Genomic DNA, 18,539 nt, shown 5'->3' on the forward strand with positions numbered 1-18,539 from the left:
CATTTTTTGATTTCCTTAGATTTAAATGAATCTAAAGTGATGATTTCATCGTTAAAATAATGGCTTTTGAAATCCATTAATGCGGGCGATAAGCGAGATTTGTCCAACATGATATGCTTCATGCGTATACACATGATTAAACAGCCAATTTAGTGTAGGTACTGAAGGTGGCATCCATCCATCTGAAAATTTAAGAATTTCGACTAATTTATTGAGTTGCGAATCTTCTAATGTATGTAATATGTCATCAGTATAGTCTCTAATTTGAATATAGCTATATAATATATCTTTAGGTGAACAAGCATCGTTAAGATTTAAAATACAACTTTTTTTAAGTCCAATTTCATTCACCCAATAGTCTTCGCTACTTGATATATGAGAAATTATCCAAGCTAGATTATTTGGATAGAAATCTGGTTTCTTAAACCAAAATTCCTCATCAAGATTGTTTAGGTAAGGTATCAAAATTTTTCTAAGATCATTACGATATGGAAGCAGCAAATAAATACATCCTTTCACTTATTAATATGTTTATTATAAATGAATTGATAAGAAGGGTTTTTAGAAATTATAAAAATACTTTATTTCATAGTTCAAGAAGTATATGGCTGGAGAATTAAATATTTGGAATGATCAATCGAAAGAAAATGTGACATAGTGAGGTGTAAATAATTGGACGAAAGATTGACTGAGAAATCAGTAGGTGATTTTAAATACGACTGAAAAACTTTAAACATAAATCGAATGAATTCAATGATTATGATACTTTCTTTGCTTATTGCAAAGCTGTTAAAAGGTTGGGAGAATTAGAAGGTGCAAATGAGTCAAAACTAATTAAAGAATGGTGCAAAGATGATGGAGATGTCTCTGGTGGAGTTTCTCTATAGTAGAACCACCGTATGGTAGAACACCTTTAGACAGCGACGTCTCTAATTAAGTTACGCATTCTAGGAGAATTGTGTTGCCAATAGGAGTAAATGAATTTGAATAGTTTAATGTCGCACTTTGAGGATGAAGGATAGCAAATGGAACATTATTATAAAAACCAGCACTCTGTTTTATTGGCACTATTTAGAACTCTATATAAAAAAATCCCCACTAATACGTTTTAAACGTCCTTAGAAGGGATTTTACATTTATTAAATTATTAGTGGATTAGACATACCATAACATGAGAACCTAAACAACTAGCACAAGCAACAGCACCTACAACATTTCCACCAAATATTACTGACGCACATGCAGCACTACATATTTGTTTTGTTAGTTCAGGGGCATCATACCAATAGTTTTTTAAGCATTCCCATGAATCACTCCAATAACCTGCTTTAGCACTATTAGTTGATAAAAGGGAAACTTCTGAATTTTCATCGAAATAAACTTGTTTATCAATTACCTTATTTGTACTTGCTTCAAGAGTCATACCAAGCATGTCTTCGTTATTTAATGTTGCATAAGTAACATTGATTTCATCATTCTCTACATCTAGAGTTGATCTCATTATGATAAATTCACCGACTTCACCAGTTGTTTTATCATAAGTAGTCAGTAATCGTATATCAAAACTTTCATTGTTCTTTTTATAAGGAATCATCAAACCATCTTTATTCTTACCGTAATCCATATATTCAGTATTTTGCCAATCAAAGTCTTCTCTACTGTATTCACTATGTGTGAACTTCTCTGCAATATCTAAATTCTCTTTTACTTCATTTACGACTACTAAGTTATTAAGAAAACCATTCTTTTCAATTTGCAAAGGTGCTTGTTGTGAACAACTATTACAATCATTATGTTCATTTGTTTCTTTAGCCAAAGCACCTAAATTTACAGATAGGGGTTGAAATGCTAAAAGTATAATCATTACAAAAAGGATTAATTTTTACTTCATTTACTACTCCTTCTAACTTTAAATTTACTTTTTGAAAAATTTGTACCACGGCGTACCTATAAAGAAAACAGCAAACAATAGGATGAGAAAATCATAGGTTTGTATCCCATCTGAAAAAAGGATTAGTAATACGGCTATCAATGCCAATACTCTAAGTAGGACTGATTTTTTCATTTAAGACCCCCATTCTTTTCTGATATTTCGGGAACAGTTTATACACATAAACCATTCATAGAAAATTTTAACATTAAAAATGAATGTTTTCCATATAAATTCCAAATGTTTTTCTTTTATATTATGAAGTTTATTCTCCTCTATTAAATATGTGTAACATAAAGTTTCTGTTTTACATAAGCAGGTAGTAAATTAGAATAGTAAAATTAAAAGTAGACAAGAAGAGTCAAAGTCTAGTTTTTTGAGAAAAGGAGTGTTTTTATTAGAATTTAAGATTTAATAGAGTGATAGATGTCAAAGGATTATTAAAATAAAGTAGATTGTTTCTACATGTGTAAACATCTCTGAAAAAAAGTAGAAAAAAGAGCATACATACCAATTTGAAAAATTAAAGCAGTTGACTTTTCAGAGTATGTTTATGCTCAGAAAGGACAAAAATTAGCAGTTAATAATGAATCTACAGGTCAATTTAACTTTATTACTCAATTGGTAGATTCTAATAATAATATAGGAGATGAAGTATATTTCACTGATACTCAATATAGGACTGTACCAAGTTCTGGTAATTACAGGGTGAAAGTATATTGTAGTGATACATCAATAAAGGAAAGATGTACTGGAAGAGGTTCAGTCTCCCAATAAATATAAAGAGTAAGGATTTAAGTTCAAGTGTTAGTGAACTTAGATCCTTTTTCAATTATATTTTGTAATACAGCTAAATAATTCATACTTTTATTGAAATACTAAATATCGAAGGGAGATTTATTGAAAACAGTTCAGAGATTAATGCTTTATTTTATTGATTGGGGTGTAGCAAAATGGTTAAAAAAGTTTGTAATATTTTATTTATAATTAGTTGCATTTTTATTTTTACCTTTAGTGTTAATGTTTATGCAAATACTCAATCGTCCTCTTTAGTGGATAAATATTCTGAAGGAGGATATAAATCCCTTGACAGTGCTGTTCATGCGTTTGAAAAATACTACAAAACTGAAGTAAAGTTACCAACAATTCCTTCTACCATTTCATTTACACACAAATTCGGTAAATTTTATGTAGATTCTGAATATAATCTGAATACCACTTTAAACTTAATTTTTGTAAATGAACATATAAAAGAGAATATATTTAAAATTGATATTCGGTCTTTAAAACATAAATTGGACTTTGAAGGTGAAAGTTATCCACTCAAAGATGGTAGTAAAGGAGTTTATTTTGAACATCAAATATATACGTTCTTTGTCTTTGAAAAAAATAATTTGCAGTATATGTTCGGCATTCATAAAAAAGGTGCCGATTCCATCAAACCAGAGTTACTTGTTGAAATGGCAAATTCAATTTAGCTTTAAATAAAAACCAGGGACTACTTGTGTACCTGGTTTTTTGAGGAATATCTACATCGTTTATTATCGAACATAACATTACTTCATTTGGTTATTTTTGGTATAAAACTATTCGTTTTAAGTAGAATCAAAAGGCTCAATCATTACAACTTTGTAAAATGGCGATAACTCTTCTACTAGCGGCTTAAAATCAAGTGCTGGTGTTCCTGTCCCAAAACCTGGTAGTAGCACGACTGTTTCTGTGCCTTGTCCTTGAATCAAAACATTCATATTTTTTCCATCCACTAATTTTTCTATCTTTTGAAAATTAATTCTTGATAGTCCTCCAAATGTTCAGTAATGGATAATGGATTAAACTACTATATGAATTTTGAGCGTCTAATTTGTAATAACAGTATACTTAGTCTTCATCTGGTTTGAGAATTAGTGTAAACGGAGGGGGAGGGAGGTTTACTTTAAATGCTGCATCATACCTAATGTTTAAATTCGGTTGAAGCTGCCTCTGTTGGAATTGCTAATGCTTAAGGTTTGCTAGCTGAATTTCAGGTTTGGCTACTTTAAATCAAGACACTTCACCACAATTTTTGCAAAACAACAAAATAAGTCGGGAGCCCGAAGCAATTAAAGATCTTATAGGTCTAACATTTCTATCGCAAGATAATTTTCATGACCAAGCTAACCAGTTGCAAAAGAGTTACTACTACAAGCTCTACAGATTTTCCATAATATCACCTCATTGGGTATAACGTGAAAAAAGCTATAGCTTTTGCAAAGGCTACAGCTTGAAGTCTTACAAACTCATCGCATTCTCCTAACTTTCAAAACTACCTAAAACCATAAAATCTACAATAACGCCACTTACTGGATTTTCTGAACCTAATACACTAATTCCTAATACTGTGACACCACTAATATTTGTAATATTAGCAGAGACATATTTTCCAGTACTATTCTTTTCTCTCATTTGTACTCTTGGTCTTGCATTGATCGATGAATTTGTAGAATATACGCTTGCCACGGCATAGTCAATCGTTGATAATAGTGGATTGCCATTAGCTAATGCATTGTCTGTAAAATAAAACGTAGCTATACCATTTGCGTCTGATGTAGCTTGCCCATAAACAATGCGCCTTTCTTTTTTGGGATTCGACTCTCCCGCTTTAAACACATGCAATAATGTTGGTGCTAGTGTGATGAATTCAATACTCATAGCCTTACCCCTTGTTATATTTTGGCATTATTACTATACTATGAATTTTTTATTCGTTTATTACTTCTTCACTGTCCTTGATGATTCTTGTTTAGAGAGGAAGTTGAAAGAAATGATTGAGTGAACTACTTTGAACAGAATGTGCATTTAAAAATATTTAGTATTACAGGTGGTGAGCCAATGATGAGTAAAAAATCTGTCTAAAATTAAAAAGCTGTAGCGTTGTTACACGCTACAGCTCAAATCGGTTAATGCTCTTTGTTGGTTTAGTCATATAACATTATAACATACTGGAGAGCAAAATGGTGTTAAAAGGATAACAGGTAGCTACTACAGATCATTTATGGGTGATAATAGTAGCTATATTCATGCAAAGATAGCCATGTACGAAATCAAGAGGGATGCAAGTAATCAAGTGTTAATTACAGCAGCTTATTTAGTGGTCAAAATTATAAAATGAAGGCATACGAGCAAGCGATTGCAGAGTACAACAGATGCATCCATGATTCCACTTGCTTAACTCATACTGTTGGAGTCAGTGCCTTGATTTCTCAAATTGTCTCCTAGTAGCATTCATGTTAGAGCTTATGCTAGATTTTGAGAAATTTTGTTTTACTAGTATAATTGGAATATATTCGTTATTGTGTTTTGAGATGGGAGAAATGTATGAAAGATCGTAAGCAAGTGGTCATCGAAGCAACATTGCAATTATTTACTGAAAAAGGGTATCAGCACACATCGGTTCAAGATATTTTAGATAAAGCCAATATTTCAAAGGGGACATTTTATAACTATTTTTCATCCAAAAATGAATGTCTTTCAGCTGTGCTCGAACAAAATCGTCTAGAAAGAAATGTTTTAAAAGAGGAAATTCTAGTCGGCAAGAAAATAGATGATATAGAAGTTTTAGTTGAACAATTAATCGCTTCCTTAAGGATTAAAGAAAAATATAACTTAATGCCTTTATTTCGAGAAATCTCTTTTTTGCATGATGAAGAGTTGCAAAAAATTCTTGCTGAACACCGTTTTTATGAAATCACATGGCTAAAAAATAGATTTTATGATATTTATGGGGAGGATGGAAAGCCCTATTATTATGAGTGTGCAATCATATTTTTTGGTACGTTCCAGTATATATCCTTTTATTGGAATTTAGCAACCAAGACAACAATTGATATAAAAAAGGTAGTCTACAGATCGATAAAGTATGTAGAAAGTTTTCTTCCAGAAATGATTGAGAGTGGAGAAATATTATTAGAGCCAAATGATATGTATTTGCTTGAAATGGATTCAGCGTACAAGCCGATCACAAACGATCAAATTCAAAAGAAACTAGAACTGTTTTATAAAAAAATATCGACGGTTGAGCTTCAGCAAAAATCAACGGAACTAACGACGTTGCTTTTGGATGAAATGAGTAGAGAAAAGCCGCGCATAAGCGTTTTAGAACTCATTATCCAACCATTTCGTAGTTCTTTTTCTGACACAATTTATAAATATGAAGCGGAAGAAATCGCTAATCTTTGCTGGCTTTATATGAAAAGTCCAAACAAAGCATAATGACCAGACCAGCTTTTTCTCATAAAGTTGGTCTTTTTCGTCTATCCATGGCCAAATTAATAGGGCGTTGCAATTACTAATTCAGGAAATATTATTTGCATTTTACATTACAGCTTTATGTAGAAAGGTCGTGATGAAAGTAAGGGGATTATGGTTAACCACAATAAAAGTATTGTTAGAATTAATAAGAATTGTTTTGATTTTTCTCATTTTTGGATGCTTGTTGTGGGGAGGCGTAAGGCTTATTTATACTACTTTACGAATAAATGTCGATGGTACTTACGGAGGCTGGCTAGGAGGAATCGCCATATATTTTTTATTGTTTGTCCTCTATCGTAATAAACTACAATTTTCAGGTTTTTATGATGACCCAAAGCAACAAAAACTACCTAGAAAAATAACTTACATTTTAGTTACTGGCTCTATTTTTCTATTAATACTTCCGCTGTTGCTCTCGATTAAATAGCGTCTTGATTTTATGCATTGCCCCACTTTTACGTGGTATATAATGGATATGACTAAAAGTAAAGGAGTTAGGACGATGCCAGAATTTAAGAAGAGGGCAGAAGTATCTTTTGTCACGAATATATCCCCATTTGATTACCTGAAAGAACAAATACAAGAAGTAGCTGAAAAATTTAATTTCAATCATCTTCAGCTTTCCAAAATAGTTGATTTACCGATAAATGAGCTGGAAAGTTTGCTAAATGGTAAGGGGAATATTACGACTGACCAGCAGGAAATAATAGAGCATAAATTAGCCAAGTTATGTTTTGGTTTTCAAGGTTTTGATGCAAAAGAAAGAGCAACATTGCTCTTGAATGATCTCGTTAAGGATTACATGTTTTCAACAGCAAGTATCGCAAAAATAATTCATGTAGAAGAAAAGGAACTCAACGATTTTAGACAAGCACAAGTAATGGATAGAGAGGCAGAATTGAAAATATGTGTGAATGTGATTCTGCTACATTTTGTTTTACATTACTAATAAGCCCACATCGCCTTTACACGGGAATTGCCAGAAGAGATATAGAAGGATATTATTATCCATTTCATTATGACGAAATGCAAAATGGTGTATTGACAGACAAACTTTGTATACGGATTAGCGGATGATATTTATAGATCGAAATCCTAACCGTTACTCGCGATGACAACCACTCCTTGAAGAGTGGTTTTTTGTTGTTTCCGACCTAATAGGCGCTTTCTGTATATTGAATGTAGCAATAAGTTTTTGTATAAAAATATCGTTTAACTCTCAAAATAAAAGAAAATTTGATTGATCGTGGGGTACTCTAATGAAGAATATGATGATGGAACTGAGCTCTAAGTTTGCAGATCATGATGATTTTTTCGTGGAGGAGGAGCTAATAGATCAAACAACCATCTATCTTATGGGATTTAAAACATTGATTGATTTTGCCAAGTCCAATCTATACATTCGGCAAATGGCTGCTTCATCTGCCTCAGTAGGGGAGCTTTTTACAAACCTTAGTGATCAACTTGATATGGATATTGAACAAATTGTCAATGCTGTGTTGGAGGGGAAATTGATCGTCTTATCTCAAGGAGGACGCCAAAATGCGATAGTTGATCCTATTTCCATCAATTTAACAAGAAGTATTGAAGAACCGAAAAATGAAAGCCCTATTCAAGCTTCTATGGATGCATTTGTTGAAGATATTCATGTAAATGTTGGACTTATTCGAAAAAGGCTGAAAACGGTAAGGCTCTCTCATTGTACCTTTCAAGTGGGCGAGCTAGAAAAACGTAATTTGTCCATGTTATATATCAATGGAAGAGCATCAAGTGATCTTATTGAAAAAGTCAATCAGCAGTTAAAAGAAATTGACACGGATATTGAATCCATTGATGATTTGAACAAGCATTTTGGTGTTCGGAGAGGGAGTCCTGTTAGCCATTTTTTCCCGACAGAAGTGCCGATACAAGCCATTCATGCATTAAAAAAGAATAGAATTGTCCTTTTTTTAGATAATTACCCTTTCGCCCTAGTTTTTCCACATCTATTGCCAGATATGTTTAGTATTGTGAATGATCGAAATTTCCCGTATGTGCTATCATTTATGCTTCGCGTTCTTCGGGTCGTAGGCGCTATACTGACACTCATTCTGCCTGCATTGTATGTCGCGTTAGTATCTGTCAATCCTGAGATATTCAAATTTGATCTTGCATTATTTGTGGCAAAAAGCAGAGAAGGGATTCCTGTTCCTGCTTTGCTTGAAACGATCATCATGGTCGTATTAATTGATTTAATATTGGAAGCGATTGTAAGACTGCCGAAAAGTATTGGACCGACCATTTCAATGGTAGGAGGCGTTATATTAGGCCAAGCAATGGTTGAAGCAAAATTAGTCAGTACCTTATTAGTAATTGTCATTACAGCCATTGTTATTTCAAGCTCGGTCGTAGCAGGTATTCAAAATTCGTTATACATTCGTTTATTAAAATATCCTATTTTAATTTTAGCATCTATTTTCGGCATTCTTGGTATATTTACTGGTTTAGCACTTACTGGCATTTATTTGGCGGGTTTAACTTCATTTCATATTCCGTATACGACATTTCGCTTGAAAAGAGAAGGAGATACTAAGTGACCCATAGGTTTCAAATTGGTATAGTTTTTTTTATTATCCATTTAAGCTTTGGTTTTCTGCTTTACCCTGATCTTATCTATTCGTTGACAGATGCGGGGCATTGGTTAGTCATTTTGTGTCAGGGTGTATTGCAATTAATATTAATTTCACTCTACATTAAAGGTTTGAATTTTTTTCCTAATCAAGATATTATTGATATTTATTTGAAAATGGGCCGTTTGGTTGCATGCATCATCCTGCTACCATTTGTCCTGAATTTAACGGTACTTGTTGCGCTTAATATCCGTACCTATACAGAGGTAATTAATTCCTTATTTTTATTACGAACACCGCATTGGCCAATAGCCTTATTGCTTTATTTTATATCGGCTTATACGGCTACAAAAGGCTTAGGGACAATATTGCGATCTTCCGTATTTATTTTTTTTATGATTACTCCTTTCATACTGTTTATCATTGTCTCTTCTATAGTAAATTTTGATTTTCATAATGGATTCCCAATACAAAATTCATCGTTTGAGTTCTTACTAGATATCCATTTTTACTATCTCATTGGATTTTCAGCATTTTTATTTTTAGGATTCATGGTTTCTAAAAAACCATTGGTATTTCGAGATATTTTTATAGCCTGGTTTTCTGTCATCATGGTTTACTTAGCCTTTGTTTATATACCACTTTTTATTTTTGGACAAGAAACAGTTGTTACCATGTCCTTACCCTTTGTAGTAGCGATGGACTCGGTTGATATTCGTTGGCTCGCTTTTAACCGCCAAACGATGTTCTTTGGTATTTCTTCAATTGGCTTTATGTTAATTTTTAATGCTGTGATGCTTTGGATGATTAGTCAAATTATGCAGAAATTATTCAGCAGGCTTCACGTAAAATCAGCATGGTGGATTATGATCTTTTCACTTATTGGATATACTGCAGGATTATTTATTCCGAATCAGGTTTGGACAAATACATTGATTTTGTTAAATAGAGGGGCTCAAGTTTATTTTATGCTTATGATCCCTGTAACGGTATATATCTATGGCGTTGTGATAAAGAGAAAGGTGACGAACGATGAAAGAAAATCATCCTTGTAGCATGCTCATTATATGTATGTTTTTGCTATTACCTTTTCTTGGCGGATGCTGGGATGTAAAAGATATCGATAAAAGATTACTACCTTTGGTTATAGGTATTGCTAAGGAGAATGAGGACTATCATGTGACGCTGCAAATCCCCATTACACAAAAGGAAAATGAAGTATCAAGAATTGTAACAGGCAAAGCTGATACGGTTTTAAAGGTGCTAGGGGAAGTTCGTACAAACTCTGAAGAAGCAGTGGATTACTCCCATATAGAATTAATTGTCATTCAAAGCAACTTGGCTGCCGATCAAGCGGAATTAAGGGAGCTCATAAAATTTTTAATGGATTCGGAAGAAATCCCTTCGAGAGCATTGTTAACCATAACTGATGATAAAATCGACAAAGTCCTTTCCAACATTAACGATAAATTAGGGGTGAATGCGACTTCCATTTACAATTACTTTAACAAAGGGGCAGGGTGGGCACCTGAGATAACAAGTATTCATATTTGGGAAGTATACCGAAGTCTATTTTCTTATACAAAAGATATTACAGTTCCAGTTGTTCGTGCTGGAAATGATACAGTGTTAGTCTATGAAGGCTCTATGGTGTTGAAAAATGGTGAATTAATGGCAAGAATTAATTCAGATGAAAGCCAGCTAAGTAAGCTATTTCAAAACGCGAATGCAAAGGGGAAAATCGAAAGCCTTGATTTAGCGAGTATTATGGTGGTCAACAGTTCCCTTAAAAATAAAGCCTCTTTGAAGAACAATAAACCCGTTGTGGCAAGTCATTTAAAATTAAAAATCGATATTTTAGAGAGAAAAAAAGATGTGTCAAATGACCAAATTACGAAAGAGCTAACAAAGCTTATGGAAAAACGGTTTTATGATATGTTTGAACAAGCCCAAGCAAATGGGGTGGAGATTTTCGGATTTGGACAACTCTTTCGTGATCAGCTCTCCTATCAAGGACTAAGGAACTGGAGAGAAGGCTTTTATCCTTACTTGAAGGTGGATTTTCAGGTGAATGTGAGTGTAGACTCATAGCTATCTTGTGGCATAAGGAAGGGCAGAAATGTTGCTGGCACAACACTTCTGCCCTTAATCAATCGCTATTTTTTCGTAATGCGCTCAAAAAATTCGACGGTTTTATTCATATCTGTAATATGTTCATTGCACGTCTTACTATCCGCACAAATGTAATTGCTATGGGAGGTAAATGTGCCAACGACCTGTCCTTTGATCGAGGTAGTAAACAAGCCAACATCTGCATGGCGATTACAGATGGCGCAAATGCCACGTACAGTGCTGTTGGCAAATGTGCCTTTAATACCTGCTAGCTGTCCATTTTGATCAAGGACGACGTATTTTCGATGTGTGCCAGGGTCATCCCATGCAAGATAACAAATTTGCTGAAAATCGAGTGCTTCTAGATTTGGCAGCTTTAGCTTTTTCTCCTTTTTAAATAAGGTTTTAAGCGTACTGGCTGTCACTGGCTTGAACGGGATGACATATGGCTTTAATTGTTCTAAAAAGGCATCCCCTTGCGCCCGATCTGTTATAGCAAAAAGTTGTTCAATCAGCTTTGTTTCCGTTGCTGATAACTCTAATTTTGTCGTTACCTCTGTATCCACAAGGCCCCGAACGGCTAGGATGACGTTTTTATCGTTCGTTGTCGTAAGAGCATGTAAAATTTTATTTAATTGCTGTTCTAGTAAATGATAATTAGCGACCGTTAAAAACGGCTGAATTGTTTGTTGTTCCATTTGAAATCTCTCCTGTTTAGTAGGCTATTTTATAAACTTTTGGCCTAAAGAGATCATTCAATTTTAGGTTATTTGTATAACTTAATCTAGACCTCTTTGACCTAAAGAAGACGTTCTAGAGCAAGCATTACAAGTGAATGCTATCATTTCGATCCCTCCTTTAAAGGAAACGTTGATTTATATGGGTTTTATATGAGGTTTTATAATAGGTTGAATTAAACAGGCGACCAATAAGCGACCAATCTACATTAATTTGTTAAATATCTTCAAATCTTTGGCTTTATCTTCATCAGTCAGGTGACCATAAGTGCCTATAGACATATTAACATGTGAATGTCCCAATTGCTCTTGTATTGTTTTGAAATTTACTCCCTTTACAATGGCATAAGATGCAAAGGTGTGTCGCAGGCCATGCAAATTTATATCTTTCAAATCGTTCAATTTAACAAACTTTGACCAAGCTCTGGATAACGAATTGGGGAGTACGGGGTAACCGAAATTGTTAGTATATAATAAGTCCATTTCGGTCTCATCTTCGGTAATAGCAGGACACCATTCATTTTTTCTCTGCTTATCTAATTTTTGTAATCTATGATGAATGGCATATTCTTTAATTTCACACATGAACAATTCAGGTACGATAATTGTGCGAGATTTTTTATTTTTGGGTGGACCAAAGGAAAATGTTTTATTTTTTTCGTTATAGTGCAATTGTTTGTTAATAAAGAGTTTGTTATGCTCGTAATCTATGGAATCGTGCGTTAGTCCTGCAATTTCGGAGCGTCTTAAACCTAACATAAAAGCTAATTTAAATGCTAAGCGATGTTTTGGATTAGCATTGTGCAATTTTTCGAGTAGCAACGCTAAATCTTTTTCATCATAGTGTTTTAATTCACGCTCTTTTTTTTCATTTTGAGGTAACTGTATCGTTTCCGTAGGATTTTCACCGATTAATTTCATATTTAATGCAAATGAAAATATGCTTTTTAATACAATATATTTGTTTTTGAAATTTTTGTTACCTGCATCTAGTTCGTGTTTGAAGTATTTTTCGATGTTAAGTGGTGTTATTTTGTCTAAAATGTGCTTTTCAAAATACGGATATATGGATTTATCGATGATCTTTTTATATTCTGTCTGAGTACGTGGGGCTAATTTACTCAAATGTAAATCTTCCCATAATTCTTTAATGAATCGCCCAACTGTCATCCCTTTAACAATGTTATTGTTCTTTTTCAAATTTTCGCGGGCTTCAATTTCAGCTTCTTTAATAGCATTTTTAATAGCTCTAGTAGATAAGCTTTTTAATCGAACAGTTTTATAATCCCTTATACGTTCCCCGGTTGTTTCGTCATACCCTAATTCAATAGTTATTTTAATACCTGGCTCTCCCTTTTTATTAGGAGGCAATTCAACGTAACTAGACATATTAATTCACCTCATATTAAACCTCATATTTAAAGAAAGAGAGCAAAACCCAGTGAGTTTGCTCTAAATTATTTATTTTCCTCAACAATTAAGTATTCAAAATTTTCAATCTAAATCTAATAGTAATTTCAAATTATTTATTTCCACTTCTTCTGTAATAGTTTTACTAGGAGAAGTGGCATCAAAATCTTTGAATTTATCTTGGCTTTTTATTAAAGATTCAAGAAAGTTAAGTACATAGTCTTTGTTGTTCGGAGTTAGCTGGTTAAATAAATGGAACAATCTATCATTCATCTCTAATTTTACACACCTCTCATCCTATTAAGCCTTTTCTTTGCCCTTGTGAAGCTGATGATGTTCTCGCTTTTTTCTCAGCTTCCAATTCACGACGATAGCTTTCTACTTCTGCCTCAATCTCGTCTTCAACAGTTGTAGAAGCAGTTTCAGCATGCTTGTTAAATATTCCACTGAATAGCCCCATGAGTTCACTGCGTGTTTCGGGCGGTAACTCCATATAACCTCTCATAATATCAATCTCCAACTCTGAAAGGTTATATTCTTTGGCCTTTTCATCTAAAGAGAAAGTTTCCTCCTGTACAAACATCTCGCCTTCGCCAGTACGTAACCATCTTTCAGAAACGCTAAATTCATTACAAATGATTGTTATAGTTCGATCTGTTACAACCCGCAAGTCCTTTTCCATTTTAGAAATATTACTGTTCGTCATTTTTATTTTGTCGCCAAAAGCGACTAAAGATAAACCTAGTTCATTTCTTAACATTTTAATTCGTGTACCTATGGTTGTATTCATTTTCCAATCTTCACCTCCTCTAATTGCATTTTACATATATTTTCGTCCTATGGCAACTTTAAAAAGAGAAATATATTGACTAAGGACGAATATATGTATTATTATGTGTTCATAGGACGAAAACGAGTGAAGATATTGGTTCTTTAACAGTTATTACGGTAGGCTAGCAATTTTTTTGAAAGGAGTGAGGTAAATGAATGTGATCTATGACATCAAAGATGAAGCGGTTTTCGACAATTTAGCAACCAAATTGGAGGACATGACTGAGCAAGAAAAACAAGCTTTCATGATGTTGCTTCAGGGGTATCAAGCTGGTATTCGGGTGGGTTTGCGCATTGCAAAAGGGAATCAAGAAGAGCCAGCTTAGAAAAAATTTATGGCTGTTTTAAATTTCAGAGGATAAATAGTGCATGTCGAGTCTGTAGTAGAAGGAAATAATTTAGTTTAATCCTTAACAATAGTAACTATTAATTTCTTTGATGCTACAGACAAGACATGAACACATCAATTGATGGAGGGAAGAGCATGGAAACGGAGAGCATGAGAACTGTTAGAGGCGTAAAAGCAATTGTGGAATACCTAGCAAGTGTTAATTGTCCGATGGGGAAATCAACTGTAGACAAGCTAATACGGACTAAGGAAATTCCGCACATGCGTTTTAGTGAACGGGTTATAGTTTTTAACCTAGATAAAATAGATGAATGGCTAAAAGGTGCAGATAATCAATCAGAATCAGACCAACAAAAGTTGGGTTGAACCTTATTACAAACAAGTGAATGCGCTGTGATACCAAGTCAATGACGGTATAGTCGTAACTTATAGCTGATGTGACGGTAGCAACGTTAATCCATTTTGAAGGTGGTGAGAGTGAATGACTTTAAAAGAAATGTACGAAATAGGGAAAGTAGAACGGGCTGAGATGCAGGAAATGAATGAGCAATTCATGCAATATAGAAAAGCTCACTCATTGGGTGAAATGAGTGAGCAGGAATACGAAAACAAACGCAACGCACACATAAAGAAAGCAAGAGAGTTGATGAGGCAGATTTCTAGGAAGGAAGCAGAAATGCGCCTAAACACCCACTAGAAAATCATCAAGTTTTCTTCCTATTTTTTTAAAAGAAGCATGCATTTTGTCAATGGTTTCTTCATCATCATAAGCACTAATCTTGTAAGTTATTAATTCGGTGTGAAAAAAATGGGTGGCACTATTTAGTGCAAGTAGTTCATCTTTTTCGAAAGTGTAATTTTCGGCTTCGAATTTAAATTTAGCTAATGTCGTGTTACTTCTGGTACGTCTTTCATCAGATTCGCTACAAGAATATAAATGGCAATTCTTGATAGCCCAATCAAGAGCGGTATTTACTAGTGTTTTATCGTAGTCATTCAAGTCTTTAAAGATGCTAGATGCGTTTATCACTGTATATCACCTCACTTTCTAGGTGAATTATACCAAATATTTGAAGTGTTGTGATACCTAACCGACGAAGGTATAGTCGTAACTTATAGCTGATATGACGGTAGCAACGTCAAACCATTCAAAAGGAGGTGAACCAATATGTCAAATGAAGTGACACTTGAAGCGATTAGAGCATTTGCCAATAAAGTAAATGAGAGTCAACAAACAATGAAAACACTATTTGAGTTAGAAATGAAAATGTATCTTTTTAGTACTACTTCTGAGTATCACAATTTGCGTGAAGTGTTAAATAAAGACGCTAAAGCTCTTGGTATATCTGCGATTCGTCAGAGCAAGTGTGGACTGATGGTTACTTTAACAACACAAGTTTTTGAAAGTTTAAATTTAGAAGTCACTAATACAAAAGATTCGGGCATTTTTATATATTGTGAATCTGATGTAGGTGGCATGGTTTTGAATACTTATAGACTTCAATTAACTATTAAAGGGATTTAAACATCAAAATTTATTTAACATTGGAGGAATGGAAATGCTCAATCAATTACAGCAAGCGTACAACGAAGGATTGAAAAACTTGGTATTCGTGGATTTTTCGAATAAGAAGGTTGCTGGTGAAATGAAGAAATCTGAGTTGGAACTTGCAAATCAAAAGGCATGTTGTGAGGATGTCATGCAAGCCATTGCATTATTAATACGTAAAGGGGATTTTGATTCCGTTCGTGAGCGATTGGGAGCTTTAGAAAAAAGCGTTGATTATATGGAACAGTTGGAGAATCACATAAAAGAACAGCGTCGAAGTAGATTCTATGAAATTGCTAATAGTTTAAGTGAGCAAGGTTGGTCTGCGAAAGTGGTGAAATCCAATGCGAATCAAAATTAGAGCATGGAGAAATATGACGGTGAAACAACGTATTAATTGTTTAAGGTATGTTTCCAATAAAAAACTGCTCAATCGTTGGAGCGATCAAGCAGCTTAAATATACTGATTTATTTAGTCGTGAAAACAGTATATCAAGAAACGGTGCGAGTGTCTACTCGCTTCCGTCAAGCAGTCTATAAATCTATAAAATTCCCCTTTAGGTGCAACAAAAGATGCCCTAAACATTTATAGGCTGCTTGATGGGACAAGTTTTCAACCATCAAAAGAATAATGGAAGGAGCATTGTTATGAGAATAAAACGTCCACGAAAATTCACTCGTGAGGAAAAAATGTATCTCAGCAGTATTCGGCTCAATTGTAATAACTGGCTGTTTGTGTCTGCGGACAAGCAGTATTGGCAAATCAAAAATAGAGAAAAGGGGCACATCAAAAAAGTGCCAGCACCGACAAAATAAAAAAAGTTGCTAAACGCTGGAACGATTAGCAACTTGGTAAAAATTGACGCGCCCACGACAGCGCAACACGTTAATTGACTGATGAAAAGTGTATGTGAAAAGCATACCACGCACATATAAAACAGTCAATTAACGTCCTTGTATGGAGTATTAAGTTTACGACCACGAAGAGAAAAAGTGGAGTGACTCTAACAAACATACTAGGGGCTATAAAGGATTGACTGGGGGATAGAGGCATATGAAGGGTGCTCCGTTTAATGCGCTTAATAAAAGAATCGACATAGAAGATTATGAAGAAATATTCACGGTAGATGAAGATACAATTGAAGATCGCATAGAAAACTTACGTGACAAGCAAATAGTTAAATGTCGAAGAAAGACAATTAAGAGCGGAAATATACTTGAATGTGAAATCTATCCTATTCGTTTGGATATGGGTAAGTGGGAGCGTGGAAAAAAGAAGCAAGATGGCAGAAGTAGCATGGCGCAAAAGAATTTGAATATGAAAAATGCTGTAAAGCACTTTGTAAGATTAGTGAATAGAAACTTCACTCCTGAAGATATTTTTTTGCATCTTACGTATGACAATTTTAATTTGCCTGAAAGTTACGAGCAAGCAAAAAAAGATGTAACAAATTATATACGTCGTATCAAGCGTTATATGCAAAAGATGGGATTAGGAGAGCTTAAATACATCTATGTTATAGAGTTTGCTGATACGGAAGGAAAAAAGGTAAGGGTACATGCCCACATCATAATGAATTTCAGCGACCGCACTATAGCAGAGGAATTATGGGCTAGAGGACGTGCTAATTCACGACAGTTGCAACCGAATGAAAGTGGATTAAAAGGGATTGCTCAATACATGATGAAGCAACAGCGCAAAGACAGCACAAAACGTTATACACCTTCTCGCAATTTGAAACAACCAATTATCACAATAGCAAACAACAAAGTAACAAGAAAACGTGCGGAACGTATTGCACTAAATCAGAATACTGCTCATGAAACATTTGAAAAAATGTATCCAGGTTATCAATTCAATGAAATCAAAGTTAAATATAGTCCTTTTACTTCGGGTGTCTATATATATGTGGAGATGATACGAATTGATAACCCAGTAACAACAAAAAGGAGATTAGATATATGAAAATAATCAGCATTATCAACCTAAAAGGTGGAGTAGCAAAAACAGTTTCAGCTATCAATATAGCTTATACATTAGTAGCGGTGCATGGTAAGCGTGTCTTACTAATCGACAATGACAAACAGGGCAACACGTCAAAATTTTTCGGGCTGTATGACCCATACGGCATAGGACTTGCAGAGTTATTAACAGATAAAAAAGTAGATGTGGATAATGTCATTTTGCAAACAGCTTATGAAGGTCTAGACATAATTACGGCTAACATGAATTTGTTACGTGCAAATAAGGAAATCTTGATGGATTCAGTCCGTCCGCAGCAAACTAGGCTGCGTAAAAAATTGAAAAAAGTAAGAGATCAATACGATTATTGCATCATTGATAATGCTCCCGATCTCAATTTAACGGTTGTCAATGCATTAGTAGCTACTGACGATGTACTAGCACCGATCAAAATAGATCAATTTAGCTTCGATGGATTAAATGAAATCTTAGAACAGATTGACGAAGTAAGCGAGTTTAATAGTGCCATCTGTTTCAAAGGGTGCTTTGTCACAATGTATCAGCGGAGTAGTGTTAACGAGCAAGGGACAGCATTGTTAGAGCAACAGGGTTATCCAATTTTTGCAACACGTATTAGAAAAACGGTAAAGGTTGATGAAATGACCTTTGCTGGAAAGCCGTTGTTAGAGTATGCGAAGCGGTCAACAGCTTGCTTAGATTATGTAGCCCTGGTGAATGAATACTTAGATATGTGACACATTC

At 34.2% G+C, this 18,539-nt stretch carries 22 protein-coding genes and 1 pseudogene; 14 read left to right on the forward strand and 9 right to left on the reverse strand.

Going from position 1 to position 18,539, the window contains the following annotated elements; translation table 11 throughout:
• Positions 1-51 precede the first annotated feature (51 nt).
• Together MKY46_RS10435 and MKY46_RS10440 are read right to left on the reverse strand one after the other, a co-directional pair.
• Positions 52-501 (reverse strand): DinB family protein, encoded by a 450-nt coding sequence (locus MKY46_RS10435; protein WP_036122517.1) that lies wholly within the window; start codon positions 499-501, stop codon positions 52-54.
• A 646-nt stretch (positions 502-1,147) separates the two neighbouring features.
• Entirely contained in the window at positions 1,148-1,816 is a 669-nt protein-coding gene (locus tag MKY46_RS10440; protein WP_230593818.1) for a hypothetical protein, read from the reverse strand.
• 1,067 nt (positions 1,817-2,883) lie between these two features.
• On the opposite strand from MKY46_RS10440, the gene MKY46_RS10445 reads away from it, so the two are divergent.
• Complete coding sequence (locus tag MKY46_RS10445; protein WP_036122515.1) at positions 2,884-3,408, forward strand: hypothetical protein; 525 nt, start codon at positions 2,884-2,886, stop codon at positions 3,406-3,408.
• Between the two features lie 129 nt (positions 3,409-3,537).
• Here the strand turns inward: MKY46_RS10445 and MKY46_RS10450 are convergent.
• Positions 3,538-3,693: pseudogene (locus tag MKY46_RS10450) on the reverse strand (alpha/beta fold hydrolase); the annotation flags it as partial.
• 526 nt (positions 3,694-4,219) lie between these two features.
• The gene (locus tag MKY46_RS10455; protein ID WP_036122512.1) at positions 4,220-4,618 is read right to left on the reverse strand and encodes a hypothetical protein; all 399 of its coding nucleotides are present in this window, start codon (positions 4,616-4,618) and stop codon (positions 4,220-4,222) included.
• Positions 4,619-5,284: 666 nt separating this feature from the next.
• Here MKY46_RS10455 and MKY46_RS10460 point away from each other — a divergent pair.
• The 5 genes from MKY46_RS10460 (at position 5,285) to MKY46_RS10480 (ending at position 10,917) form a co-directional block, all read left to right on the forward strand.
• The gene (locus MKY46_RS10460) at positions 5,285-6,178 is read left to right on the forward strand and encodes a TetR/AcrR family transcriptional regulator (protein ID WP_089932218.1); all 894 of its coding nucleotides are present in this window, start codon (positions 5,285-5,287) and stop codon (positions 6,176-6,178) included.
• Positions 6,179-6,719: 541 nt separating this feature from the next.
• Complete coding sequence (locus tag MKY46_RS10465; RefSeq protein WP_340834119.1) at positions 6,720-7,166, forward strand: HTH domain-containing protein; 447 nt, start codon at positions 6,720-6,722, stop codon at positions 7,164-7,166.
• 310 nt (positions 7,167-7,476) lie between these two features.
• Entirely contained in the window at positions 7,477-8,793 is a 1,317-nt protein-coding gene (locus tag MKY46_RS10470; protein ID WP_340834121.1) for a spore germination protein, read from the forward strand.
• The gene (locus MKY46_RS10475; RefSeq protein ID WP_340834124.1) at positions 8,790-9,881 is read left to right on the forward strand and encodes a GerAB/ArcD/ProY family transporter; all 1,092 of its coding nucleotides are present in this window, start codon (positions 8,790-8,792) and stop codon (positions 9,879-9,881) included. The genes MKY46_RS10470 and MKY46_RS10475 overlap by 4 nt, the downstream gene beginning before the upstream one ends.
• Entirely contained in the window at positions 9,859-10,917 is a 1,059-nt protein-coding gene (locus tag MKY46_RS10480) for a Ger(x)C family spore germination protein (RefSeq protein WP_340834126.1), read from the forward strand. Before MKY46_RS10475 ends, MKY46_RS10480 begins: the two co-directional genes overlap by 23 nt.
• A gap of 65 nt (positions 10,918-10,982) precedes the next feature.
• Here the strand turns inward: MKY46_RS10480 and MKY46_RS10485 are convergent, their stop codons facing one another.
• The 4 genes from MKY46_RS10485 to MKY46_RS10500 all read right to left on the reverse strand — a co-directional run bounded on the left by MKY46_RS10485 (position 10,983) and on the right by MKY46_RS10500 (position 13,875).
• A complete protein-coding gene (locus MKY46_RS10485) occupies positions 10,983-11,636 on the reverse strand; it encodes a FusB/FusC family EF-G-binding protein (protein WP_340834129.1) in 654 nt (217 codons plus the stop codon).
• A gap of 243 nt (positions 11,637-11,879) precedes the next feature.
• The gene (locus tag MKY46_RS10490) at positions 11,880-13,064 is read right to left on the reverse strand and encodes a tyrosine-type recombinase/integrase (RefSeq protein WP_249645745.1); all 1,185 of its coding nucleotides are present in this window, start codon (positions 13,062-13,064) and stop codon (positions 11,880-11,882) included.
• A gap of 105 nt (positions 13,065-13,169) precedes the next feature.
• On the reverse strand, positions 13,170-13,358 hold the full coding sequence (locus tag MKY46_RS10495; protein ID WP_340808919.1) for a hypothetical protein: 189 nt from the start codon (positions 13,356-13,358) through the stop codon (positions 13,170-13,172).
• A gap of 19 nt (positions 13,359-13,377) precedes the next feature.
• Positions 13,378-13,875: a helix-turn-helix domain-containing protein gene (locus MKY46_RS10500; protein ID WP_058843121.1), complete on the reverse strand. Its 498-nt coding sequence runs from the start codon at positions 13,873-13,875 to the stop codon at positions 13,378-13,380.
• A 193-nt stretch (positions 13,876-14,068) separates the two neighbouring features.
• Between MKY46_RS10500 and MKY46_RS10505 the strand changes: the two genes are divergently transcribed.
• From MKY46_RS10505 to MKY46_RS10515, 3 genes are all read left to right on the forward strand, one after another.
• Positions 14,069-14,242 (forward strand): hypothetical protein, encoded by a 174-nt coding sequence (locus tag MKY46_RS10505; protein ID WP_157492948.1) that lies wholly within the window; start codon positions 14,069-14,071, stop codon positions 14,240-14,242.
• A gap of 158 nt (positions 14,243-14,400) precedes the next feature.
• Positions 14,401-14,631 (forward strand): helix-turn-helix transcriptional regulator, encoded by a 231-nt coding sequence (locus tag MKY46_RS10510; protein WP_058843122.1) that lies wholly within the window; start codon positions 14,401-14,403, stop codon positions 14,629-14,631.
• A 115-nt stretch (positions 14,632-14,746) separates the two neighbouring features.
• Positions 14,747-14,962 (forward strand): hypothetical protein, encoded by a 216-nt coding sequence (locus tag MKY46_RS10515; RefSeq protein WP_249645744.1) that lies wholly within the window; start codon positions 14,747-14,749, stop codon positions 14,960-14,962.
• On the opposite strand, the gene MKY46_RS10520 is transcribed toward MKY46_RS10515, so the two are convergent.
• Positions 14,948-15,295 carry a hypothetical protein gene (locus MKY46_RS10520; RefSeq protein ID WP_058843124.1) on the reverse strand — a complete coding sequence of 116 codons (348 nt, stop codon included), beginning with the start codon at positions 15,293-15,295 and terminating at the stop codon, positions 14,948-14,950. The genes MKY46_RS10515 and MKY46_RS10520 overlap by 15 nt on opposite strands.
• 138 nt (positions 15,296-15,433) lie before the next feature.
• On the opposite strand from MKY46_RS10520, the gene MKY46_RS10525 reads away from it, so the two are divergent.
• The 5 genes from MKY46_RS10525 (at position 15,434) to MKY46_RS10545 (ending at position 18,532) form a co-directional block, all read left to right on the forward strand.
• Positions 15,434-15,790 (forward strand): hypothetical protein, encoded by a 357-nt coding sequence (locus tag MKY46_RS10525; RefSeq protein ID WP_340808920.1) that lies wholly within the window; start codon positions 15,434-15,436, stop codon positions 15,788-15,790.
• Between the two features lie 34 nt (positions 15,791-15,824).
• Positions 15,825-16,175, forward strand: coding sequence for a hypothetical protein (locus tag MKY46_RS10530; RefSeq protein WP_340808921.1), 351 nt, complete (start codon positions 15,825-15,827; stop codon positions 16,173-16,175).
• A 287-nt stretch (positions 16,176-16,462) separates the two neighbouring features.
• Entirely contained in the window at positions 16,463-16,630 is a 168-nt protein-coding gene (locus MKY46_RS10535; RefSeq protein WP_157492949.1) for a DUF6906 family protein, read from the forward strand.
• Positions 16,631-16,868: 238 nt separating this feature from the next.
• On the forward strand, positions 16,869-17,780 hold the full coding sequence (locus tag MKY46_RS10540; protein ID WP_340808922.1) for a rolling circle replication-associated protein: 912 nt from the start codon (positions 16,869-16,871) through the stop codon (positions 17,778-17,780).
• Positions 17,777-18,532, forward strand: coding sequence for a ParA family protein (locus tag MKY46_RS10545; protein ID WP_340808923.1), 756 nt, complete (start codon positions 17,777-17,779; stop codon positions 18,530-18,532). Before MKY46_RS10540 ends, MKY46_RS10545 begins: the two co-directional genes overlap by 4 nt.
• The last annotated feature ends 7 nt before the right edge of the window (positions 18,533-18,539 follow it).

The organism is Lysinibacillus sp. FSL M8-0355, from assembly GCF_038008985.1.
Lineage (GTDB): Bacteria > Bacillota > Bacilli > Bacillales_A > Planococcaceae > Lysinibacillus > Lysinibacillus fusiformis_D.